25 protein-coding genes and 1 pseudogene are annotated in these 22,750 nt (G+C 52.9%); 15 read left to right on the top strand and 11 right to left on the bottom strand.

What is annotated here, in order from left to right; all coding sequences use genetic code 11:
* The first annotated feature begins 4 nt into the window (after positions 1-4).
* Genes AC6I8L_RS23180 through AC6I8L_RS23170 form a run of 3 tightly spaced genes read left to right on the top strand, consistent with a single transcriptional unit; the run spans position 5 to position 2,542 of the window.
* The gene (locus AC6I8L_RS23180; RefSeq protein WP_058960248.1) at positions 5-805 is read left to right on the top strand and encodes a MetQ/NlpA family ABC transporter substrate-binding protein; all 801 of its coding nucleotides are present in this window, start codon (positions 5-7) and stop codon (positions 803-805) included.
* A gap of 2 nt (positions 806-807) precedes the next feature.
* Complete coding sequence (locus AC6I8L_RS23175) at positions 808-1,908, top strand: methionine ABC transporter ATP-binding protein (RefSeq protein ID WP_479400231.1); 1,101 nt, start codon at positions 808-810, stop codon at positions 1,906-1,908.
* The gene (locus AC6I8L_RS23170; protein ID WP_058960246.1) at positions 1,892-2,542 is read left to right on the top strand and encodes a methionine ABC transporter permease; all 651 of its coding nucleotides are present in this window, start codon (positions 1,892-1,894) and stop codon (positions 2,540-2,542) included. Before AC6I8L_RS23175 ends, AC6I8L_RS23170 begins: the two co-directional genes overlap by 17 nt.
* A gap of 154 nt (positions 2,543-2,696) precedes the next feature.
* On the opposite strand, the gene AC6I8L_RS23165 is transcribed toward AC6I8L_RS23170, so the two are convergent.
* Positions 2,697-3,599, bottom strand: a complete 903-nt coding sequence (locus AC6I8L_RS23165) for a LysR family transcriptional regulator (protein ID WP_058960245.1) — start codon at positions 3,597-3,599, stop codon at positions 2,697-2,699.
* A 100-nt stretch (positions 3,600-3,699) separates the two neighbouring features.
* Here AC6I8L_RS23165 and AC6I8L_RS23160 point away from each other — a divergent pair, with 100 nt between their 5' ends.
* On the top strand, positions 3,700-4,767 hold the full coding sequence (locus AC6I8L_RS23160) for an SDR family oxidoreductase (RefSeq protein ID WP_058960244.1): 1,068 nt from the start codon (positions 3,700-3,702) through the stop codon (positions 4,765-4,767).
* 109 nt (positions 4,768-4,876) lie between these two features.
* Here AC6I8L_RS23160 and AC6I8L_RS23155 read toward each other — a convergent pair whose 3' ends face one another.
* Entirely contained in the window at positions 4,877-5,248 is a 372-nt protein-coding gene (locus AC6I8L_RS23155) for a hypothetical protein (RefSeq protein ID WP_058960243.1), read from the bottom strand.
* Positions 5,249-5,386: 138 nt separating this feature from the next.
* On the opposite strand from AC6I8L_RS23155, the gene AC6I8L_RS23150 reads away from it, so the two are divergent.
* A complete protein-coding gene (locus tag AC6I8L_RS23150) occupies positions 5,387-5,737 on the top strand; it encodes a TonB family protein (RefSeq protein ID WP_058960242.1) in 351 nt (116 codons plus the stop codon).
* Between the two features lie 116 nt (positions 5,738-5,853).
* Here AC6I8L_RS23150 and AC6I8L_RS23145 read toward each other — a convergent pair whose 3' ends face one another.
* A complete protein-coding gene (locus AC6I8L_RS23145) occupies positions 5,854-6,585 on the bottom strand; it encodes an SDR family NAD(P)-dependent oxidoreductase (protein ID WP_058960241.1) in 732 nt (243 codons plus the stop codon).
* A 100-nt stretch (positions 6,586-6,685) separates the two neighbouring features.
* On the opposite strand from AC6I8L_RS23145, the gene AC6I8L_RS23140 reads away from it, so the two are divergent.
* Entirely contained in the window at positions 6,686-7,081 is a 396-nt protein-coding gene (locus tag AC6I8L_RS23140) for a winged helix-turn-helix transcriptional regulator (RefSeq protein ID WP_058960240.1), read from the top strand.
* A 115-nt stretch (positions 7,082-7,196) separates the two neighbouring features.
* Here the strand turns inward: AC6I8L_RS23140 and AC6I8L_RS23135 are convergent, their stop codons facing one another.
* Genes AC6I8L_RS23135 through AC6I8L_RS23120 form a run of 4 tightly spaced genes read right to left on the bottom strand, consistent with a single transcriptional unit; the run spans position 7,197 to position 10,205 of the window.
* A complete protein-coding gene (locus AC6I8L_RS23135; protein ID WP_058960239.1) occupies positions 7,197-7,826 on the bottom strand; it encodes an NrsF family protein in 630 nt (209 codons plus the stop codon).
* Entirely contained in the window at positions 7,819-8,370 is a 552-nt protein-coding gene (locus AC6I8L_RS23130) for a sigma-70 family RNA polymerase sigma factor (RefSeq protein ID WP_058960238.1), read from the bottom strand. Before AC6I8L_RS23130 ends, AC6I8L_RS23135 begins: the two co-directional genes overlap by 8 nt.
* A 17-nt stretch (positions 8,371-8,387) precedes the next feature.
* Positions 8,388-9,617: a protein-disulfide reductase DsbD family protein gene (locus AC6I8L_RS23125; RefSeq protein ID WP_058960237.1), complete on the bottom strand. Its 1,230-nt coding sequence runs from the start codon at positions 9,615-9,617 to the stop codon at positions 8,388-8,390.
* Between the two features lie 15 nt (positions 9,618-9,632).
* Positions 9,633-10,205 (bottom strand): peroxiredoxin, encoded by a 573-nt coding sequence (locus AC6I8L_RS23120; RefSeq protein ID WP_058960236.1) that lies wholly within the window; start codon positions 10,203-10,205, stop codon positions 9,633-9,635.
* Between the two features lie 144 nt (positions 10,206-10,349).
* On the opposite strand from AC6I8L_RS23120, the gene AC6I8L_RS23115 reads away from it, so the two are divergent.
* The 6 genes from AC6I8L_RS23115 to AC6I8L_RS23090 all read left to right on the top strand — a co-directional run bounded on the left by AC6I8L_RS23115 (position 10,350) and on the right by AC6I8L_RS23090 (position 15,111).
* Positions 10,350-10,892 (top strand): chorismate mutase, encoded by a 543-nt coding sequence (locus AC6I8L_RS23115; RefSeq protein WP_058960235.1) that lies wholly within the window; start codon positions 10,350-10,352, stop codon positions 10,890-10,892.
* A 254-nt stretch (positions 10,893-11,146) separates the two neighbouring features.
* Positions 11,147-11,614, top strand: a complete 468-nt coding sequence (gene accB / locus AC6I8L_RS23110) for an acetyl-CoA carboxylase biotin carboxyl carrier protein (protein WP_034830260.1) — start codon at positions 11,147-11,149, stop codon at positions 11,612-11,614.
* A gap of 11 nt (positions 11,615-11,625) precedes the next feature.
* The gene (gene accC, locus AC6I8L_RS23105; protein ID WP_498014557.1) at positions 11,626-12,972 is read left to right on the top strand and encodes an acetyl-CoA carboxylase biotin carboxylase subunit; all 1,347 of its coding nucleotides are present in this window, start codon (positions 11,626-11,628) and stop codon (positions 12,970-12,972) included.
* A gap of 70 nt (positions 12,973-13,042) precedes the next feature.
* The gene (locus AC6I8L_RS23100; protein ID WP_058961006.1) at positions 13,043-14,314 is read left to right on the top strand and encodes a Glu/Leu/Phe/Val family dehydrogenase; all 1,272 of its coding nucleotides are present in this window, start codon (positions 13,043-13,045) and stop codon (positions 14,312-14,314) included.
* Between the two features lie 120 nt (positions 14,315-14,434).
* Positions 14,435-14,776, top strand: a complete 342-nt coding sequence (locus AC6I8L_RS23095) for a type II toxin-antitoxin system RelE/ParE family toxin (protein WP_058961005.1) — start codon at positions 14,435-14,437, stop codon at positions 14,774-14,776.
* A complete protein-coding gene (locus AC6I8L_RS23090) occupies positions 14,773-15,111 on the top strand; it encodes a helix-turn-helix domain-containing protein (protein WP_034829921.1) in 339 nt (112 codons plus the stop codon). Before AC6I8L_RS23095 ends, AC6I8L_RS23090 begins: the two co-directional genes overlap by 4 nt.
* A 65-nt stretch (positions 15,112-15,176) precedes the next feature.
* Here the strand turns inward: AC6I8L_RS23090 and AC6I8L_RS23085 are convergent.
* From AC6I8L_RS23085 to AC6I8L_RS23075, 3 genes and pseudogenes are all read right to left on the bottom strand, one after another.
* A pseudogene (locus AC6I8L_RS23085) lies at positions 15,177-15,344 on the bottom strand (porin); the annotation flags it as partial.
* A gap of 44 nt (positions 15,345-15,388) precedes the next feature.
* A complete protein-coding gene (locus AC6I8L_RS23080; protein ID WP_058961004.1) occupies positions 15,389-15,853 on the bottom strand; it encodes an SRPBCC family protein in 465 nt (154 codons plus the stop codon).
* 59 nt (positions 15,854-15,912) lie between these two features.
* Positions 15,913-16,578, bottom strand: a complete 666-nt coding sequence (locus AC6I8L_RS23075; protein ID WP_058961003.1) for a TetR/AcrR family transcriptional regulator — start codon at positions 16,576-16,578, stop codon at positions 15,913-15,915.
* A gap of 79 nt (positions 16,579-16,657) precedes the next feature.
* On the opposite strand from AC6I8L_RS23075, the gene AC6I8L_RS23070 reads away from it, so the two are divergent.
* Positions 16,658-18,175, top strand: coding sequence for an MDR family MFS transporter (locus AC6I8L_RS23070; RefSeq protein ID WP_058961002.1), 1,518 nt, complete (start codon positions 16,658-16,660; stop codon positions 18,173-18,175).
* Between the two features lie 263 nt (positions 18,176-18,438).
* Positions 18,439-18,990 (top strand): C40 family peptidase, encoded by a 552-nt coding sequence (locus tag AC6I8L_RS23065; protein ID WP_058961001.1) that lies wholly within the window; start codon positions 18,439-18,441, stop codon positions 18,988-18,990.
* A 40-nt stretch (positions 18,991-19,030) separates the two neighbouring features.
* Here the strand turns inward: AC6I8L_RS23065 and fhuE are convergent, their stop codons facing one another.
* A complete protein-coding gene (gene fhuE, locus AC6I8L_RS23060) occupies positions 19,031-21,208 on the bottom strand; it encodes a ferric-rhodotorulic acid/ferric-coprogen receptor FhuE (RefSeq protein WP_058961000.1) in 2,178 nt (725 codons plus the stop codon).
* Positions 21,209-21,658: 450 nt separating this feature from the next.
* Between fhuE and AC6I8L_RS23055 the strand changes: the two genes are divergently transcribed.
* Positions 21,659-22,750 (top strand): YncE family protein, encoded by a 1,092-nt coding sequence (locus tag AC6I8L_RS23055; protein WP_058960999.1) that lies wholly within the window; start codon positions 21,659-21,661, stop codon positions 22,748-22,750.

Raw genomic sequence — 22,750 nt, 5'->3', positions numbered from 1 at the left:
TGATATGAAGATTGCACAGGTACTGGCGCTCAGCGCCTCGATTTTGACCTTCGGCGCGTTTGCCGCCAATGATTATAGCGGACCGCTGAAAGTGGGTACGACAGCCGCCTTCGCGCCGCCGCTGGAAACCGCCGTGGCTGAAGCCAAAAAGCAAGGGCTTGACGTGCAGCTGGTGGAGTTCACCGACTGGACGGCACCGAATGTCAGCGTGGAGAACGGCGACATTGATGTGAACCTATTCCAGCATAAACCCTTCCTTGAAAACGCCAATCAGCAGGGCGGTTTCCACCTGGTGCCCTATGCCCCGGCCATCATCAACAACATCGGTCTTTACTCGAAAAAGCACACGGCTATTGATCAGATCCCGGACGGCGGTACGGTGGCGATTGCCAACGACCCGATTAATGGCGCACGCGGGCTGCTGCTGTTGCAGAAAGCGAAATTGATCACCCTCAAGCCGGGTGCAGGCCTCAAATCCACCGTGGATGATATCGCCAGCAATCCGAAGCATCTGAAGATCATCGAAGTCGAAGCCGTTCAGCTGTCGCGTTCGCTGGATGAAGTCGACCTTGCGCAGGGTTATCCGCACTATCTTCGTTTGTCGAAAACCATCGATCCGAACAATGCGCTGCTGTTTGATGGCCTCGAACATCCTGAGTATGTGATTCAGTTCGTGGTGCGCGAAGGCCATCAGGACGATCCGCGCCTGAAAAAGTTTGTCGATATCTACCAGCACTCCCCAGTAGTACGCGCCAAACTGGATGATTTCTACGGCAAGCTGTATCAGCCGGGCTGGAGCCAGTAAGGATGGTGAGCCTGACGATTCCCGGCGAGCGTGATGCGCTGCTGACGCCTACCGTGGATGCGGCTGGCAAGGTGCACGTGCAGATTCATGCGCTGAGCAAACGCTATGCCGGACAGGCGCAGGAGGCGCTGAAAGAGATCGATTTGCAGGTTAAGCGCGGTGAGATCTTTGGCATTATCGGCCGCAGTGGCGCGGGAAAATCCACGCTGATCCGCTGCCTAAATCGTCTGGAAAAGCCCACCCAGGGAACGGTGGTGATTGATGGTATCGACCTTAGCAGTTTAACTGACCGCGAACTGGTGGCGTGGCGTCGTCGTACCGGGATGATCTTCCAGCACTTTAATCTGCTGTCGGCGAAAACGGTAAGGGAAAACATTGAGTTGCCGTTGAAAGTGGCGGGCGTGCCCGCGCAACAACGGCGGCAGAAGGTGGATGAACTGCTGGCGCTGGTGGGGCTGGAGGAGCGCCAAAACGCATGGCCTGCACAACTTTCTGGCGGACAGAAACAGCGGGTCGGCATTGCGCGCGCGCTGGTGCACGACCCAGAGTTGTTGCTGTGTGACGAAGCAACCTCGGCACTCGATCCCGAAACCACGCGTTCAATTCTGGCGCTGTTGAAGAAAATCAATCAGCAGCGGCATATCACTATTGTGCTGATCACCCATGAAATGGATGTGGTGCACGATCTCTGTCACCAGGTGGCGGTGATCGATCAGGGTGAGATCATTGAGCGCGGCCCGGTGTGGCAGGTCTACAGCGATCCACAACAGGAGACCACACGGCAGTTGCTCAATCCGCAGTTTTCGGCGCTGCCCGAAACACTTCAGCCGCTGCTGACGCCGACGCGCCAGCAGCCCGATTCACGCTTATTGGTGCGATTGCGCTATAGCGGGCAAGGCGCACAGCCTGACTTAGCGGCGATCAGTGCACGCGTGCCGGGTGCGTTAACGCTGATTTATAGCGCGGTTGAGTGGGTTGAGCGTAAGCCCACCGGGCAACTGCTGTTGCTACTGGATGCCCATCACGATGCGGCTCAGGTGTATGACTTGCTGGCAGAATCAGCGGATCAACTGGAGGTTGCAGGTTATGTCACTGAGTCTTGAACGTTTATGGACCGGGCTGCTGGATACGCTGTTGATGGTCGGCGTGTCATCGCTTTTGGCGCTGGCGATTGGCCTGCCAATGGCCGTGATTCTAGTGGTGACGGGACGCGGCGACCTGTTTCCCAGCCCGCTGTTAAATCGTGTATTGGGATGGGTAGTGAATCTGTTTCGATCGATCCCGTTTTTGATCCTGATGGTGGCGCTGATCCCGTTTACCCGCTGGATTGTGGGTACCACCTATGGCGTGTGGGCGGCAGTGGTGCCCTTGACCTTAGCGGCGACGCCCTTTTTTGCGCGCATCGCCGAAGTGAGTTTGCGTGAGGTGGATAAAGGATTGACCGAAGCGGCACAGGCGATGGGATTTCATCGCTGGCATATTGTCTGGCATGTGCTGTTGCCGGAAGCGCGTCCCGGCATTGTGAGCGGCTTTACCATCACGCTGGTGACGATGATCAATGCTTCCGCCATGGCCGGTGCGATAGGCGCCGGCGGATTAGGCGATCTGGCCTATCGCTACGGCTATCAGCGCTTTGATATGCAGGTGATGTTGACGGTCATCGTGGTGCTGGTGGCGTTGGTGACGGTGCTGCAATTTTGTGGTGATCGGCTGTCGCGGCGGTTAAATCACCGCTGAGCTGTGGAAGAGGCGTAGTAAATTGCGTCGCGGCAAGTTATTTCCACAACTGTTGCGACGCTATAAATGCAGACCATCATCGCGCTGCTGCAAACGTGCATGTTGTTATGATTTGTAGACCTTCGTGGTGTGAGCGACCTTCAGGCCGCCCACCTCAGCGAATCTGTAATTCCTCCAGCGCGGTCAATAGCGCATCGACTTTCGGCAACAGCTGCTTGCGGCGCGGCCATATCAGCGTCAGAGCCAATCCATCGGGCTGTTGCTCCGGCAAGATGATCTCCAGTTCACCGCGCGCCAGTGGCTCGCGCACCAGCCAGGATGGCATCTGCGCCACGCCTAACCCGCCACACAACGCCTGCACTTGTGCATCCACGTCGCCCAGCGCCATCCGGTGTGGCACATTGCGCCAGTGCGGATGCCCATCGGCGGTGGTAAACAACCATGGCTTACTGCTGCCATCCACACGTTCATACATGATGGCCTGATGCTGCAATAGCTCGCTTTCATTGTGAGGACGTCCATGGCGCGCCAGATAATCGGGTGCAGCGCAAAAAACCATGCGCTCGCGACCCATCTGACGGCAGCCAAGCGAGGCCGGTACGTCCGGCGATCCGCCAATGCGTACTGCGACATCGATCCCCTCATCAAACAGATCGATAAAACGATCCGAGAAGGTGAGATTAAGTTCCAGCTCGGGATGTTGCTGACAAAACGGAATCAGCACCGGCATGACGCCAAGGCGGCCATAGGTATTCGGCACCGCCACGCGCAATCGCCCCGAGGGAATAGTGCGCTGCGCCGCCAGCACCGCTTCGGCTTCGGCCAGCTCCTCCATGATGCGCAGGCAGGTTTGGTAGTAGGCGTTGCCCGCATCGGTGAGCTTCAGACTGCGCGTGGTACGTTCCAGCAAACGTGAACCAAGACGAGTCTCCAGCCGTGTGACGCTTTTACTGACTGCGGAACCGGTCAGGTGCAAACGTTCCGCCGCCGCTGCGAAACTGCCGCTCTCGACGCTGGCTACAAAGGGAACAATGTCTTTCAGGCGCTGATCGTGCATCTATTCATGAATCCAGGTTGTGAATGATGTGAATTAAAGCCAGAGATAGGAATTCAATTCTCTATTAGGCTAATGATTACTGAAACCGAGGAGAATTGAAATGCAAAAGCAGGCGTTAATTGTCGGCATCAGCGGCGTCATTGGACGAGCGCTGGCGGAAAAACTGCAAAGTGAAGGATGGCAGGTGACGGGATTGTCACGCGGACGCGGCGCGATCCCCGAAGGTTGCCGCAGTTTGACCGCAGATCTGACCGATGCTAATGCGGTCAGCACTGCACTGTCACAAGAGAAGCCTGATGCGGTGTTCTTTAGCGTCTGGGCGCGTCAGGAGAACGAAAAAGAGAACATTCGCGTGAATGGCGGCATGGTGCGCAATGTGATTGAAGCGCTGGGTGAGCGCCTGAACGGTGCGCACGTGGCGCTGGTGACCGGGCTGAAACACTATTTGGGTCCATTTGAGGCGTATGGCAAAGGTGCTGTGCCGGTGACGCCGTTCCGTGAAGAACAGGGACGCCAGCCGGTCGATAACTTCTACTATGCGCAGGAAGATGAAATCTTTGCCGGTGCCGGAAAATATGGCTATCGCTGGAGCGTGCATCGTCCCCACACCATCATCGGTTATGCAGTGGGTAATGCCATGAATATGGGGCAGACGCTGGCGGTGTATGCCACGCTGTGTCGCGAGAAGGGCTGGCCGTTTATCTTTCCTGGCTCGCCGGAACAGTGGAACGGTATTGCGGATGTGACCGACGCCGGTTTGCTGGCGGAGCAGCTGCTGTGGGCAGCGACGGCGGATGAAGCAGCCAATCAGGACTTCAACGCGGTCAACGGCGACGTATTCCGTTGGAACTGGCTGTGGCCGCGACTGGCCGCTTACTTTAACGTTGAAGCCGCCGCGTATCCTGCACAGATGATGCCGTTAGAAGGGCGCATGCAACAGGCCGCAGACGCATGGCGGGAAATTGCCGCGCGCGAACAACTGCGTGAGGCGGACATCAATAAGCTGGCTTCGTGGTGGCACACCGATGCGGATCTTGGGCGTCCAATGGAAGCGTTCACTGACATGAGCAAAAGCCGCAAAGCGGGATTCACTGGCTATAGTTCCACGCTGGATTCGTTTATTGCGCTGTTTGATCGGCTGAAAGCGGAGAAGGTGATTCCTCAGTAGTTTTATTCATTGTGATCGGTGTTCCAGGTGCGCATTAATGCGCACCTTCATGAACAACAACTCATACTATTTTGGGGCTGTAATATCCGACATGAGGTATCCGAGCCCTTTAGTCCAACAAATCTTCCCTGTCTTCCCGTTCCCGTATTTTACGCATTACAGGCCGGACGTCGTTACTCAGGTATTCCATGGTGGTGAGAAACACTATGCGTTGCTTATCAAAATTCTTGCGATAAAACATAAATCGCAGGCCGGGTGCACAGACCAGTAATTCAACACCTTCGTCCATAAGCGTTTCAATATTCGATTCTGTGGTGTCGCGCGTGAAGCGCCAGTTCAATTGGCGTTTATCGATCGCCTTCTGCACTGCGGCGATATATTTATCTTCGCGAAAATAGGCAAACAATCCGCCACCCACTCCGAATCCCGGTGTTCTGAACAATGTTGGACTGGGCATGTAGATAAATACGATGTTTTTCATCGACGATTATTCCTTAATCTTGATGGATGAACATGCTAGCAGAAGCCTAATGAAGGATTCTTTACGCTAAACTGGCGCTATCTTGTTGATATCATGTGATGATAACATGAGAATGATTCTCAACAACAGGAGGTTGTTATGTTTAAGGTCATACCCATCATTCTCACTCTGGCATTATCAGGTTGCACCACTTCATCCGCCAATAAAGCACAGCCTAAAGCCCTGCGAATGGATAAGCCTGAATATCCTTTTTATGCTGCAAAGAATCATATCGAAGGAAAGGTGCAATTTTTTTATGATGTCGATGCGCAAGGGAAGGTCAGTGAAATGCGCATTGTGCAATCCACACCCGACCATCTGTTTGATGACGCGGTTATAAGAGCGGTGAACAAGTGGCGATTTGAAAAAGGCCATCCCGCTAAAAATATTCCAATGAAAGTGGTGATGCGCGTGAGTCCTCCGCCCAATATCAGTGATTCGATGTTGTGATGGGTGAGTGATCCTGGAGTGCCTAAGGTGTGGTGAGAAAAGCATACAGATTTCGAACCGTGTCTGCCCTGAAATGAAGTGACAGCCATCCTGCGATGGCTGTTTGTATGCCGCATCTAAACCTGGGTCAATCCACCATCAACGCAGATCTCAGCGCCCGCAATGTAACTGCTTTCATCACTGGCAAGGAACAACGCAGCATTCGCCACCTCTTCCGGTTGTGCCATTCTGCCGAGCGGTATGGCGCTGGTGAGTCCATTTCGAACCTGTTCTGAAGCTGCTGCCATCATTTCGGTATCCACAGGGCCGGGTGCGACCACATTGACGCGGATACCGCGTGCGGCGAGTTCACGGGTCCAGGTGCGGGCAAAGGAGCGCAGAGCGGCTTTGCTGGCAGAGTAAACACCATAGCCTTCCGTGCCAATCACATCCGCAATCGAGCCAATCAGAACCACGCTCGCACCCGGTTTCAGCAGGGGCAACGCGGCTTGTAAGGCAAAGAGCGGCGAGCGCACGTTAAGTCCGAAAATCTGCTCGTAGTGAGACTCACTGATCTCGTCTAACCGGGCGTATTCCGACATACCCGCATTGATCACCAACACATCCAAATGGCCTGACGTGCTTTTGATGGTGTCCATAATATCGGCCAGCTCTTCGTTCTGACTAACATCGGCGCGTAATGGCTTCGCGATGCCGGATATCTTGCGGCTGGCAGTAGCTAATTCTTCTTCACGACGGGAGGTAAACCAGGTGGTTGCTCCTTCGCTGGCGAAACGCTGGCTGATCGCCAAACCGATACCTTTTGCGCCGCCCAGTACCACGGCAACTTTGTTTTCTAATCTGCTCATCTGCAATGCTCCTTTAAGAGTGGAACCCAGATGATATAAAAACTATACTTGATATCAATTACGCACTTAGTTTATATCAGATATATACGGGTATATCGCCATGAATGAGAAAACTGACAAACCTTTGATTGATATCGGTAAAACCCGACCTGTTTTGGAAAACATCACCAATAAATGGTCGATATTAATTCTCACCGTGCTTTGCACACAGCCCTCAAGGTTCAATGAGATTCGCCGCAGACTGGATGGGATTACCCATAAAGCACTGGCGGATGCGCTCAAACGTCTGGAGCGCAATGGTCTTGTGAACCGTAAAGTGCTACCAACTTCGCCGGTGAGCGTGGAATACAGCATCACACCTTTAGCGCAGACGCTGCAGCAACCCTTTATGGCCCTGGCGAGTTGGGCGATGGAGTACGGCCCGGTGATGGAACAGGCTCAAGCCGCTTACGACCTCACAAAACTGGAAGCGAACAAATTAGTGGAAGAGGTCTAAGGATTGGGTTTTTATTTTAGGAAACGAGATAGATTGGCAGCGCATTAGTTTATATACGCTGCGCTGCCGTTTAATTTCTGTATTAACTCTTATTAGAGAGTGTCCTAGTATTGCCTCAACCCAATCTTACCCAGCGGCGACCAAGTAGCACTGTCAGAACAATAATCACCGCAATCGCGGCCAGATGCATGACAAAATCCATGGCGTGCAGATGCACCGGATGGCAAAACGCCAGCATGGTGACGGCCATGCAGGATATGCCCAGTCCGGCCATCGCCAGGCTGCGAACCGGATGGAGTGCACGTGTCTTGCGTAAATTGGCAATCATCAGCACCATCATCGGTGTGCTCACCACTAACAGGAAGGTAAAACAGCGCGTGCTGTCATTATCATGTGCCTCAACTTCGGCGTGCGGGATACTGCTCAGGCTCAGGCCCAGCCACAATAAACCCAGCGGCAACAGCACTTTCCAACTGACACTGCGGCGACCAGGGATGCTCATGTTGAACGCATTACGAATCGCGAACAAGCCGAGCACAAACGCCAGCGCCAACTGGATGAGCGCGCGCATCGCACCGGGTTGTGACCAGTCGGTGAGGGTGCGCTGCACCAGAAAACTGGCGGCGATGCCGCAGGGTAGTGCCAGCAGCAGCCACATCAAGACACGCCAATAAGTCGGCCGCATCGGTTGAACGGGCTGCATGTCGCGGCTGAGTTTTTCGATTAACAGGTCATGATTATTCATGGTGTGCTCCAAAGCGACGCAGATTACTCAGCGCGCGATGCAACAGCGATTTCACCGCTGCCACACTTAAATTGTTATGTTCTGCCGCTTCACTCAGGCTCATTTCGCGTAGATGGACGTGTTCAACAATCTCACGTTGACGCGAGGGAAGCTGGCGCAAATAACTGGCCAGCTCCTCTTGCGTCTCTAGCGGTGGTGTTTCTGGCGCAATGGCGGCTTCAGTTAACGTTTCTTCATGAACTTCCCATTGCTGATGTCGTCCGCGCCGCCGCAGGGCATCGACTGCGCGAGCGGAGATGATGGCCATCAGCCAGGGTAAGAACGGGTAGGCAGGATCATAGGTGTGACGCACCCGATGCACTGTTAACAGCACATCCTGAATCACATCTTCCACTAATGCCTGGTCGGTGAGTTGTTGGCGTATTTGCCCGCGTATCACCGGCACTAGCGCTTTGAGCAGTCGGGTGTAGGCGAGTTGATCGCCCGCCTGCGCCTGTTCCATTAGCGCGGGCCAACTTTCGCGCGCGCTATCACTTGCTTGCATAATCCGCCTTGAAACAATTACGCCTTGGTGCTGGCCGCTTCCAGCGCATTCACCACAATGCTCGGTGTCAGCACTTGCGGTAGCACTTTTGGCGGCCCGCCATCGGCGGGGTAAACCAGATACATCGGCAGTCCGCCCTGACCAAACTCGCTCATGGCGTCATCGACATCGGGATTAAACTTGGTGGAGTCCGCCACCATATACACCGTACCGGTTTTTGCCAACGCGTCTTTCACTGCCTGCGTCGAAAGGGAGGTTTTTTCATTCACCTGACAGGTAATACACCATGAGGCGGTGAAATCGACAAAGATGGCTTTACCGTGTCCACGTTGAGAGGCGACGGCTTGCGGTGTCCACTTCTCTTTAGTGAGCTGGCTGGCTACCTGGTCACCTGCCAGCGCTGCGCCCGGTTGAATTAACTGCGGCAGTGGGGCCAGCACGGCGATAACCAATACGGCGGTCACGGCGAACAGCACTTTATGGCCTTTACCGGCAAAGCGGCGATGTTGCGCCATCCCATATAGCCAGCCCGCGAATGCTACCACCACTGAGGCTGCTAACAGTGTAGCCAATGCCGCGCTGCCTGCCTGTTGCGCGAGCACCCACACCAGCCAGGCATAAGCGCCAAACATTGGGAAGGCTAAACCGCGCTTCAGTACATCCATCCATGCGCCTGGACGAGGCAAGAATCTCGCCAGCTGAGGGAAAAGAGAAATCAGTGTGAAAGGCGCTGCGAAACCGAGTGCCAGGGCGAAGAATATCACCAGCGCCACAGCAGGGGGTTGCACCAGGGCATAGCCGATCGCACTAGCCATAAACGGTGCCGCACAAGGGGTGGCAACCAAAATCGCCAATACGCCAGTGAGTGCAGAACGTAAGAAGGCGCCGCGATTGATTTCAACGGATCCAACACGTTGTACCGACAGGCCCACTTCAAATACGCCAAGTAGATTGAGCGCAGCGGCGAGGATCACCAATGATAGCAGGGCGATCACCAGGGGGGACTGTAACTGGAATCCCCAGCCTACAGCAGCACCGCCTGCACGCGCGGCCAGCAAAATACCCGCTAGCGCCATCATGGTAACGATCACGCCCAGTAAAAAGCCTAAACCTTCACGACGCGCGTTGGCGGCATTGTCAGTGTGGCGCAACAGGCCGAGCGCTTTCAGGGAGATGACAGGAAAGACGCAGGGCATTAAGTTCAGAATGATGCCGCCAATAAAGGCGGCCAGCATGGCGGTTAACATCGCTGGCCTCTTTGCTTAGTTAGTTTGCGGATGTGCAGCGTCGTACTGCTTCACGGCGGCGAGGGCTTTCTCAATGTGCGTATCCGGGTTTCTATCAGTGTAACTCAGCAGGATGTCGCCATTAGGCGCAATCACATAAGAGGTACGATCGGAAAGGGTTTTGCCTTTCATCTGCATGGTGGTTTGATACTGAGCGGCCACTTTAGCACCTGGGTCGGCGGCAACAGCGAATTTGTCACGGCACTCCAGTTTAGAGAAATCGCTCACCTGATCGGTATTGCCTGCAGTCACACCAATAACTGTGGCGTGCATTTTGGTGAAGTTGTCGGTGGCTTCGGCGAAGTCATGCGCTTCAATCGTACAGCCCGCACTGAATGCGGCCGGGAAGAAGTAAAGCACCACTGGCCCTTTTTGCAGCGCTTTTTGCAGCGAGAAGGTCAATGGTTTGCCGGCTAATGCACCTTGCAGTTCAAAATTTGGTGCTTTTGCGCCAACCGGCAGCGCGGCGCTGGCGTTAAAAGCGGTGGCAGAGAGGCCCAATGCGGCGGTGATGCTCAGAGTACAAACGAGGGTTTTAAACGATTTCATTATCTGCTCCTGCGATGTAAGGGAGGTCCGGTTTTAGTGACTCAATACATCAGTTCGCTGGAGGGGGCGGAAAGGTTTCGGTGCAAGTAAAAAAAAGTTAAATTAGCGACGCAATGTGACTCATGGAAAAAGAGGCTAAGAGAGATGAATCGGAATTATTTCAGTAAAATCATTTTGTTAATTGGGTTATCTTGCTCTGCCACCGCGCTGGCGGCACCTGTCATTGATAGCGATGTGGCTTCCCTGATCAATCAACGCCTGTCCTATATGAAGGATGTGGCCGGTTATAAAGCCGCCAATCATCTTGCGATTGAAGATCTGCCGCAAGAAGAAAAAGTGCTGGCCAGTGCTGTGCAGCAAGCCGAAAAGCTGGGCTTAGCGGGCGAGTCTGTGAAACCCTTTGTGCAGGCTCAGATGGATGCAGCAAAAGCGATTCAATATCGCTATCGCGCAGATTGGCTCTCCACACCTGAACAAGGTTGGCAGCCTTTGCCGCTGGATCAGGTCAGAAGCAAAATTAATGTGCTGAGCGCCAGCATTCTGAGTGGGATCCGTGCGCAGTTAGCCGAGGGAAAACCCTTCATCGATAAAGCCGCCTTTCTGCACACGCTTGATCAAGCGAATCTGGAACAGGGTGATAAAACGCGGCTGTGGGAAGCCCTGCAGAAAATTAGTCTGAAGAAGTAACGGTCATTCATAAGAGGCGTAACAAGATTACGCCTCCCTAATATGTCGTTTACCTCTAAGACTGCAATATTATCCACGATATCCCCACGTGGGGATAAAGCATCCATTATCCTCAGGTGGGGATAAAATTCAGATGACCAACGATCCACCCCGCCACCTTTTCCTTATAACCCCAACTGAACTCCCTATGTCCTGCTCAAGAATCCCCTCTGCTATAACTGCTGCGAGTTGATAACGCGTAGGAAAAGTTTTTCATGGATATTCGTAAAATTAAGAAACTGATCGAACTGGTTGAAGAGTCCGGCATCTCCGAGCTGGAAATCTCTGAAGGTGAAGAGTCAGTTCGTATCAGCCGTTCACCTGCAAACGCTGGCTACCCGGTCATGCAACAGGCTTATGCTGCGCCAGTGATGCAGCAGCCTGCGCTGGCGACCGCCGTTGCACCTGCAGCCGCTGCGCCGGCTGAAGCCGCTAAGCCGGAAATCACCGGCCACATCGTGCGTTCTCCGATGGTCGGCACTTTCTACCGTACCCCAAGCCCGGATGCGAAAGCCTTCGTGGAAGTGGGCCAGAAAGTCAACGCGGGCGATACCCTGTGCATCGTTGAAGCGATGAAAATGATGAACCAGATCGAAGCCGATAAATCCGGCGTTGTGAAGGCGATCCTGGTGGAAAGCGGCCAACCGGTTGAATTTGACGAGCCGCTCGTCGTCATCGAATAACGAGGCGAAGCATGCTGGATAAAATTGTCATTGCTAACCGCGGTGAGATCGCTCTGCGTATTCTCCGCGCGTGTAAAGAATTAGGCATCAAGACCGTTGCGGTTCACTCAACCGCTGACCGCGACCTGAAGCACGTGCTGCTGGCGGACGAAACCGTCTGCATCGGCCCGGCACAGTCGGTCAAAAGTTACCTGAACATCCCTGCACTGATCTCTGCCGCCGAAATCACCGGCGCCGTGGCGATCCACCCGGGCTACGGCTTCCTCTCTGAGAATGCCGATTTCGCCGAGCAGGTTGAGCGCTCTGGTTTTATCTTCATCGGCCCGAAAGCTGACACCATCCGCCTGATGGGCGACAAAGTGTCTGCGATCACCGCGATGAAGAAAACCGGCGTTCCGACCGTGCCAGGTTCTGATGGCTCGCTGACCGATGACATGGATAAAAACCGTGCCATCGCTAAGAGCATCGGTTATCCGGTGATCATCAAAGCCTCCGGCGGCGGCGGCGGTCGTGGTATGCGCGTGGTGCGCAACGAAAAAGATCTGGAACAATCCATCGGCATGACGAAAGCGGAAGCCAAAGCGGCTTTCAACAACGACATGGTCTACATGGAGAAATTCCTCGAGAACCCGCGCCACATCGAGATTCAGGTGATGGCCGACGGCCAAGGCAACGCCATCTATCTGGCGGAGCGTGACTGCTCGATGCAGCGTCGTCACCAGAAAGTCGTTGAAGAAGCACCAGCACCGGGCATCACGCCGGAACTGCGTCGCTTTATCGGCGAGCGCTGTGCCAAAGCCTGTATCGATATCGGCTACCGCGGTGCGGGTACCTTCGAGTTCCTGTACGAAAACGGTGAGTTCTACTTCATCGAGATGAACACCCGTATTCAGGTGGAGCATCCGGTGACCGAGATGATCACCGGCGTGGATCTGATCAAAGAGCAACTGCGTATTGCTGCCGGTCAGCCGCTGTCGATCAAACAGGAAGACGTGATTGTTCGCGGTCATGCGGTAGAGTGCCGTATCAACGCCGAAGATCCGAACACCTTCCTGCCGAGCCCGGGCAAGATCACCCGTTTCCACGCGCCAGGCGGTTTTGGCGTGCGCTGGGAATCGCACATCTATGCCGGTTACAGCGTGCCGCCGTACTACGATTCCATGATCGGCAAACTGATCACCTACGGTGACACCCGTGAAGTGGCGATCGCGCGCATGAAAAATGCGCTGGCGGAACTGATTATCGACGGCATCAAGACCAACGTCGAGCTACAGATGAAAATCATGTCCGACGAACATTTCCAGCAGGGTGGCACCAACATCCACTATCTGGAGAAAAAACTCGGCCTGCACGGCTGAACCAATCCTCTCGCCGCCATTCTGCCGTTGGTGGCATTTTCTATCCTGACAGTAAAATCTGGAGGTCAGTTTGTCTGAACTTTCCTATGTGACAGGCGACTGTCACTCAGCCTGGTCAACGTATTTGACGCAGGTTGAACGCGTGTTGCCACTGCTGGGCGATCTCAGCCGTTGGGCCGATACGTTGACGCATCCGAAGCGGGCATTAATTGTTGATATCCCTCTGGAAATGGATGATGGCTCAGTGCGTCATTTTGAGGGTTATCGCGTGCAGCACAATTTGTCGCGTGGGCCGGGTAAGGGTGGGGTGCGTTTTCATCCTGATGTGACGTTGCAGGAAGTGATGGCGCTCTCAGCATGGATGACGGTGAAGTGCGCCGCACTGAATTTGCCGTTTGGCGGAGCAAAAGGCGGCGTGCGTGTCGATCCCACCACCTTATCCCATAAAGAGCTGGAGCGTTTAACCCGGCGCTATACCAGCGAGATCGGCAATATGATTGGTCCGCAACAGGATATTCCCGCCCCTGATGTTGGAACCAACGCGCAGGTGATGGCGTGGATGATGGATACCTGGTCGATGAACGTTGGCGCCACTACCACCGGCGTAGTGACCGGCAAACCGGTGCATCTGGGCGGGTCACTGGGGCGCGTCAAAGCCACCGGGCGCGGGGTTTTCGTCACCGGTTGCAGCGCTGCGACTAAGCTGGGCATTGGTGTGCCAGGTAGCCGCGTGGCGGTGCAGGGTTTTGGTAACGTTGGCAGCGTCAGCGCCGAACTGTTCCATGCGATTGGGGCAAAAGTGGTGGCGGTACAGGATCACAAAGCCACATTGTATTTGTCCAGCGGAGTGGATATCCCGGCGTTACAGACGTGGCAGCAGGCTCACGGTAGTATTGCGGGCTTCCCGGGAGCTGACACCATAGCTGATGAACATTTTTGGACGCAGCCTTACGACATTCTGGTGCCTGCTGCGCTCGAAGGGCAGATCACTGCTGAACGTGCCAACCAACTGAAGTGCAGCCTGATTATTGAGGGGGCAAATGGCCCAACGCTACCGGAGGCGGATGATATCTTGCAGCAACGCGGCATGGCTGTGGTGCCAGATGTGATTGCGAATGCGGGCGGCGTGACGGTGAGTTACTTCGAATGGGTGCAGGATTTCTCCAGCTTCTTCTGGAGCGAAGAGGAGATCAATCAACGGCTGGACAGCATTATGCAGCACGCGATTGAAGCCGTCTGGCAGAAAGCTGAGGCGCTCAACGTCACGCTGCGAACGGCAGCTTACGCCGTTGCCTGCGAGCGAATTCTGCTGGCAAGGAAGGATCGCGGGTTGTATCCGTAAACTCATTAGTTTGAGAGAAGCCTCGCAAATGCGGGGTTTTTTATTGCCTGAAGTTTGTTCCGTACACTTAGGTGTGTATAATATTTTATACACAAATGGAGTGGTGTGGAGCGCACGGAAATGGATGAAAAGGATTTAGACTGGCGTGGTACAACTCTGGAGGACATCAAAATGTTCCCCAATGAGGTGAAAAAGGACGTTGGATTTGAACTTCACAAAATTCAAAATGGACATAATCCCACTCACTACAAGGCTGTAAATCGCTGGGGAGCAGGTGTTATTGAGATCAAAATAAAAGGCGATGATGGCGAATATCGCGTCGTTTATGTGGCAAAATTTGTTGAAGCCATTTATGTCATACATGCCTTCCAAAAGAAAACACAACAAACCAGCCCCAAAGATGTGAATATAATCATCGAGCGTTATAAAGCAGTTATCGAAGAACGGAGAAAACTAACATGACCGATAAAATCGATACCCAGTCGCGGCATATCACCAAAGCGGGCAGCAATATTTTTGCTGATCTCGGATTCGAACCGGCTGAAGCGGACTCCCTTCTGACACAATCTCGTGAAGAAATTAACCGAGCCGACGAATTAAAGAAGCAGCTAATGACTGAAATTTCTGAATGGATGACGGCAAGTGGCCATAAGCAGATTGAAGCGGCAAAGATCCTGCACGTTTCCAGACCCCGAGTTTCAGATGTGGTTAATCTAAAAACAGAAAAATTTACCATTGATTCGTTAGTGGGTATGGTTGCGGCGATGGGCAAAAAGGTCCAGTTGGTGATCGAGTAATTCACGCGCTGCAAACTTGACTGCGAGTAGTCGAAAAAGGCCAGCATTGCTGGCCTTTCAATATATTAGAACTGATACACCAGACCCAATGCTACCTGGTCATCATTCGGCAGACCGAGTTTGTTGTTATCGTCGAGCAGGTTGATCTTGTAGGCCACAAAGGTCTACATGTTTTTATTGAAGTAGTAGGTTAATCCTGGCTCAAGGAATTTAAGTAAAGCTTCATTGCCCATGAGCCTTTAAGTAGGCTCATTATCAAGAAAACCGCAGGTGCCCATTAAAGCATCTTGGCATAGGCCTCAAGCTGATCGGCAACCATGCCCCAGCCGCTATGAAAGCCCATTTTTTCATGTTCGGCACGCGCTTCAGCGTTGCGATGCCTGGCAATGGCAACATAGCGGGTCGCATGAGGATTGAGCGGTTCCAGTAGCAATATTGCGGTCATGAAAGGATGCTCAGCAGGTTTCCATCCCTCAGTATAGGTATCGGTAAAAACCAGCTTCCGACCAGGTATCAGCTCCAGAAATACCCCTTCGTTGCGCATTTCATTCCCATCCACCTCAAAAACCGTGTTGAACCGACCACCAGGATGCAGATCGATATCGCAACTGACTAACTTATTAGGCTTAGGCACAAAAAAGTGTTTGAGATGTTCTGGTGTGGTCCAGCAGCGCCAAATCACATCGGCCGGTACTTGCAGGGAACGCTCAAGCTGTAAATCGGTATCGGCATCTAAAATCATCATGTTTTCCTGCTCGCAGAATGTCATTTCAAAAGTGTAGTTGCGAGGCAGAAAACGGGTTAGCTGACTGGGCGGATTCCCTGACAGAACAAGCTAAGCGTGTGCTGTACAATCAGCTCCGTATCAAACTCCGGCTCATTGGCGAAGCGTGTGAAGGGCACGAGTATCATGCTCAGGATGGAGGTCATCAGCAAATCGGGATTCAACGCTGCATTCAATAAACCCTGCTGTTGCCAGCGCACAATTAACGCCCTGACTTTGTCGCGTCCCGCATGTCCATAACGTTCTTTGATGTGTTGACCTAAGCCGTGCGAACCGCTGGTGACTTCTTGCATCCATAATGGGGCGAACCAGTCGTTGTTCAGAACGATATCAGCGATTTCACGGATGAATCCACTGAATGTGGTGACAGGGTCACTTATCTCCCCATCAAAATGTGCTTCCAGCCGCTGGCGTAACGGTAAAAAGCGCTCCTCAACCACCACATCTAACAACGATTCGCGCGACTGAAAGTAATAGTTGAGCATCGCCGGACTCACGCCAGCCTTACGAGCGATTGCATTCAGCGAGGTTTCAGCGATGCCGCTTTCGGCATAAAGTGCCAGCGTGATATCCAATAAATGCTCGCGCTGTTGTGCAGAGATGGCACCGCCACGCGGACGCCCAGGACGGCGAGGTTTGGCAATGGTTGCCTTATCATCAGCAGCGACTTTTTGTGCGGTCATCTTTACGCGCTCACTTGTTTCATGTCAGACTTCGATCAATATTAATTGTGTATTTAATTAATTTCAATTGGTGTCTGTTATGAAACCTGAAACATTAGCGCCGCGATCGGGCAGCGGGGAAGAGAGTCCACCTTCCGTCCGCTTGCTGATGGGCGCACTGATGCTGGTAATGCTGCTCTCTGCACTCGACCAGACCATCGTCTCAACCGCGTTGCCCACTATTGTGGGTGAATTGGGCGGGCTGGATCGCCTGTCATGGATCGTGACGGCCTATATGCTGGCGTCCACCATCGTCGTGCCGCTGTATGGCAAATTTGGTGACCTGTTTGGCCGTAAAACGGTGCTGCAGATCTCCGTTGTCTTGTTCCTGATTGGCTCAGCTTTGTGTGGACTGGCACAAAATATGGAGCAACTGATCTTTACTCGCGCCCTGCAAGGTCTGGGCGGCGGTGGGCTAATGGTGGTTAGCATGGCAGCGGTGGCGGATGTCATCCCGCCTGCCGATCGCGGCAAATACCAAGGGTTGTTTGGCGGGGTATTTGGTTTGGCGACGGTGGTGGGCCCGTTACTCGGTGGCTTTATCGTGCAGCACGCCTCCTGGCGCTGGATTTTCTACATCAACTTGCCGCTAGGCCTCTTCGCCCTAGTGATTATCAACGCAGTATTTAAAGCGGATAACAAACGTAAGCCGCACGAGATCGATTATCCCGGTGCCGTATGTCTCAGTCTGGCGCTGGTGGGGATTACGCTTTTCACCAGCGAAGGTGGCACGCTGCGTGCGTGGAGCGATCCCGTGCTGTGGTGCATTTTGGCATTTGGTTTGGTGGGCGTAATTGGCTTTATTTATGAAGAGCGTCGTGCGTGGGAACCGATTATTCCGCTGGGCTTGTTCCGCAATCGCAGCTTTTCGCTCTCCAGTTTGATGGCCTTTATTGTCGGGATGTCGTTGTTTGGCAGCGTGACTTTCCTGCCGCTCTATTTACAGGTGGTGAAAGGCTCAACCCCGACCGAAGCTGGGTTGCAGTTGCTGCCGCTGATGGGTGGACTGCTGGTGACATCGATTATCAGCGGACGCATTATCAGTCGTACCGGTCGCTATCGTCTGTTCCCGATTGGCGGAACACTGCTGGCAACCGTCGGGATGGCTCTTATGACGACGCTCACCCTGCAATCTGCGCTGTGGCAGATTTATCTCTACGCCTGCGTGCTCGGAATGGGCATGGGGATGGTGATGCAGGTGTTAGTCCTGGCCGTTCAGAACAGTGTGACACCCGACCGTATTGGCGTCGCCACATCCTCTGTCACGTTGTTCCGTTCGGTGGGCGGTTCAATCGGGGTGGCGCTGTTTGGCGCGATGTTTAGTCACGTCTTGAAATCGGGTTTGACTGAATTGGTGGAAAAGGGCGATGTATTGCCCGCCACGCTGGACCCGAATGCAGTGCACCATTTGCCGTATGATGTGCAACAAGCGTATTTGCAGGTATTTAGCACAGCGGTACATGCGGCATTCCAGATGGCGGCGGTGGTGATGGCGCTGGCCTTTATTTTGTCATTATTCCTGCCGGAGTCGCCGTTACGCAGTCAATCCAAACAATAAAATGATGCCGGCTTGCCACCATCGGCAGCCAGATGCTGATGGTGGGATGAAATAGCAGCAGAGTTGGGCGAATTAATAACCTCCAAAGCGAAAATTGGCGAAGGAATATATAATTTTTATCCCAAATACATGATGTTACCTTTGCGTAAACTTAAGTAAAAAAGAAGAGGATTAAAAGAATTCAGCGGCGAGCTATTTATTTTTGCAACTTTTTTGCGGTATAAATCTCTAACCACTGTCTCCCTCAGCGAAAACGTCATCCCATGATCAACTCTGCGGCCAGAAAATTTATCGCCTGTCTGTTTGTTATTACCCTGGCAGGTTGCTCTTCCAAAACTTCTCATCCACCTGCGGAAGAGAGTGTCGATGCTTCAACCGATGGTGGTAAGCAACCCGATTTGATTCCGGTGATCGCGGCATTACACGACCAGATGCACTCATGGGAAGGCACCAAATATCAGTGGGGCGGCACGCAATTAAACGGTGTGGATTGCTCCGGTTTTGTCTGGCGAACCTTAAAAGATCGTTTCAATATTCCAATGGATCGTGTCACAACGCGCGAATTAATTGCCATGGGGCAGCCGGTTGATAAGGCGCACCTGCAACCCGGTGATTTAGTGTTCTTTCGTATCAAACACGAGTTACACGTTGGCTTTTATGACACCGATCATCAATTCCTCCACGCTTCGGTTAGCCAGGGCGTGATGCGCTCCTCACTGAATAATCCGTATTGGAAATCGGTATATCTGGAGGCGCGGCGTCTGCCACGTGAACAGAATTCGCAGATCAGCTTTAATTATAAAAATAAAGTGTGATGCAGAAAGTATCCCCGGCCTGGCGCCGGGGATTTTTTTATCAGAATTGATATGACACGCTAACCGAGAAGTTGCGCGGCTCACCGTAAACATAGTTGTTCATATAGGTGTAGTACTCACGGTCGAATAAGTTATCGACGTTAGCTTGCACCGCAACCTGTTTGGTGACCTGATAACGGGCAAACAGGTTTGCCAGTGGATAGCTTCCCTGATACACGCGCTGGGTGCTGCCATCTGGCGCGCTCACATCTTCAAATACGCGGTTCTGCCAGTTAATACCCCCGCCGATAGTCAGGTCGGGCAGCATTGGAACCTGATAACGGGTGAACAGCTTAAACTGGGTTTGCGGTTGATCAGGGTTATAACGACCATCCGAATCACGCGCTACATAGCGCGTTGCGCCGAAGGTTAATTGCAGGTTATCGGTAAGCGCACCGTTCAGTTCAAACTCGGCGCCTTTGCTGCGTGCGCCCTTAGTGGCGGTGTAGGCCTGCTCGCTGCTGTTATTAACGTAGACGCCATCCTCTGCTGTCCCGACATTTTCTTGCTGAATGCGGAATACCGCAAAGGTTGCGGTCAAACGACCGTCATACCAGGCCGATTTTAACCCCGTTTCGTAGCTTTTTCCGGTAACCGGAGAAAGGTAGTGGCCTGAGCTATTGCGGTAGGTTTGAGGCTGGAAAATCGACGTGTAGCTGGCGTACGCAGACCAGGTATCATTGATGTCATACACCAGACCGGCATACGGCGTGGTGTTGTGCTGGGTCATATCGCCGCTGCTGCCGTTGGTGCTCCATTCGGTGTAGCGAGCACCAATAATCAGTGATAGCGGATCGGCCAATGAAATACGCGCGGCGGTATAAGCAGACTTCTGGCGAATGACATCATTGGCATTCAGATACCAACCTTGCCACTGCGGCTCAGCAAGATTGCCGTTCCAGTTGTTGTTAAATGGCCCCATATCAGCGGCGGTAATATCATATTCATCCAGGTCAGTGACGCCATCCTGGCTGTAAGTCTGGTTGTGCTGGCGGCTGTAACTCAGGCCTGCCATCAACTGGTGCTGACGGCCAAGTAACTCAAACGGGCCGCTGGCGTAACCATCAACGGAGGTCAGTTCACGTTTACCACGGTCCAGGCTGCCGTAGCCGGTTACGCCTTCGCCGGTACTCTCGTCAGGGAATGCGCTATACAGGTTAAGCAACTTATCGCTAAAGGTATTTTTGGCATAGGTACCATTCACATGGAAGCTCCAGCCGTTATCGAAGTTATGCACCAGATCGGCGTAAACCTTCTGTATTTCGGTGTGATAGTAAGTCCAATCGGCGGCGGAGTTCAGGCTGCGGTTGTAGTGCGTAAGAGAACCGTTGCTATAGAAATCTGGTAAGCCACCCCAGGTAGGATCGCGCGTATCGGCCTTTTCGTAGTCATAACCTAATGAAAGGATAGTATTAGCGGTGATATCCGCATCGACCACGCCATAAAGGAACTTCTTATTTTTATGATAGCGATCGAGCCAACTGTCCTGATCCTGATAACCCGTTACCACGCGCCCGCGGAGCGAACCTTCACTGTTCAACGGCCCGGCGATATCAGCGACATAGCGTTGTTTATTCCAACTGCCATAGCTGGCGCTGACCGAGCCAGTAAAATCTTTACTGTCGGCGTGTTTACGCACCATATTGACCGAAGCGGAGGGGCTGCCAGCCCCAGTCATCAGGCCTGTCGCGCCGCGTACCACTTCAATACGATCATAAATGGCGGTATCAGATGCCGCGTCACCGTAGTTCCAGTTATCACCCGTAGAAGTGGGGATACCATCAAAGGTGAAGTTAGTGATTTTGAAGCCGCGGGAATAGTATTCAGAACGTTCAGAATCCACCAAATTGCTGGTGATACCAGTGGTGTTATTCAACACGTCGGTGACAGTTTGTAGCTGCTGATCCTGCATACGCTGCTGCGTCACCACGCTCACTGATTGCGGCACATCGCGCGGGGTGAGTAGCAGCTTGGTGCCCGCTCGCGTGGTTTTCACCGCATAGTCCTGCTTGTCAGTGTCATCACTACTGTCACTGGTGGTGGCATTGACCACCAGATCCTGCTGAGTCGTATCGGCAGCCTGCGCCAATGTGGGGTTGAGAAGGGCGTGTACTGCCATAGCCAACAATGAAACGCTGAACGTTTTGCGGATACCTGATTCCCTGCCGATCAAAGACATAATCGTTTCCGTGGTAAATGATGGTTATAAGAAGCCATTACGCTTCGGTTGTTATGCTGGTGGTTGCGTCGTGCTACCCAAAAGGGCAGAACAAACGAATGCACTATCTAATTACGAACGCCAATGATAATCATTTGCTTTATAGAATCTCGCAAGGATTCAATCTGAAGTGTAATAATATGTAAATTCGAGGAAATTCAGTTAACTGGATGGATTTATAACCCGCTAGTTGCGGACGTTTTCACATTTATCAGGCAAGATTTTACTCGTTTTAGCCCTACACAGCGCCCGATTTGGCTGAACGCTCATTTCATTAAGTCGATGGAATGAGCACATAAACCTACGCGAATATTTGATTACTTTACGTTAATGCGTATGATTCTCATTCTTCTTATATTTTCCGCCCGCTACAATGTGGTCGGAGCCGTTCATCCATTGATGGAGTTCAGCATGAAATCGTTGTTTAGCCCGCGTAAAGCCACTGTTGCTATGGCGATCGCCGCAGCATTTAGCCTGACGGCTTGCCAGGCACCTGCCAAAAAAGCCGAGGCACCAGCCGCTGAGACTGTAAAACCGGTTGATACCGCAGTGTTGAAACGCGACCTGGGCGATGGCCTGTACGAAATGGCCTACTCTCCAGCATCGAAAGCACTGTTTGTCGCCAGCGCACAGGCATTCAAAGATGTTAACGGCGGTATGATCTATCGTCTTGATCCTGTGACGCTTGAGACCAAGGGTGAGACACACACCGATCTGAAAAACTTTGGTACGGCGATCGATGAGCAGGGCAGCGTGTTCTACACCACCAACTCACTGGATGGCGCTATTTCCAAAGTGGACGCGCAAAGCGGTAAAGTGCTGCAGCGTTTAGTGTTCCCGGGCAAAATCAGCAAAGAAGGCTACCCAGCGGGTGCGCGTGAAGTGCTGTGGCATGGCAATGAGTTGTATGTCGGTCGAGTGGCCGATCCAGGTTATATCTCCGTGGTCGATACTAAGACCTTCAAACTGAAAACCGAGATTAAAAATGCGGGCAAATGGGTAACGGGCATTATTTACTCTCCAGTTACTGAACGTATTTATGCGGCCAACGGCTCTGGCGAGATCCTGGTGATTAATCCGCGCACCCACAGAATCGAGAAGCGCTGGACAGCCGGTGACGGTAAAGAGTATCTGTTCCTGAACATGGCAGAAGATCCATCCACTGGCCGCCTGTTTGTGACTGACGATTCTAAAGGCAAAGCCACATTGGTCTTTGACGAGCGCACCGGTAAAGTGATCAAGCGTATCGAGGGTGATTCTCTGGGTATTAAATTCGATGCGAAGCGCAATGAGATCTTCATCAGCCAGCGCGAATCGAAGAGAGTACTGCAGTTGGATGCCACCACTTACGCAGTGAAGAACAGTTGGTCATTCGAACAGAATCCCAACAGCCTGCTGATTGGACCGGATAACAATACCCTGTATGTGACCTTGAAGGCCGAGTTCAATAAAGACTCTTCAACTAAAGGCACCGATGGTATTGCGCGTATTACACTGAAATAA

Source organism: Type-E symbiont of Plautia stali, assembly GCF_059731115.1.
The sequence above is the reverse complement of the archived record's forward strand: the minus strand, read 5'-3'. Positions and strand labels throughout refer to the sequence as shown.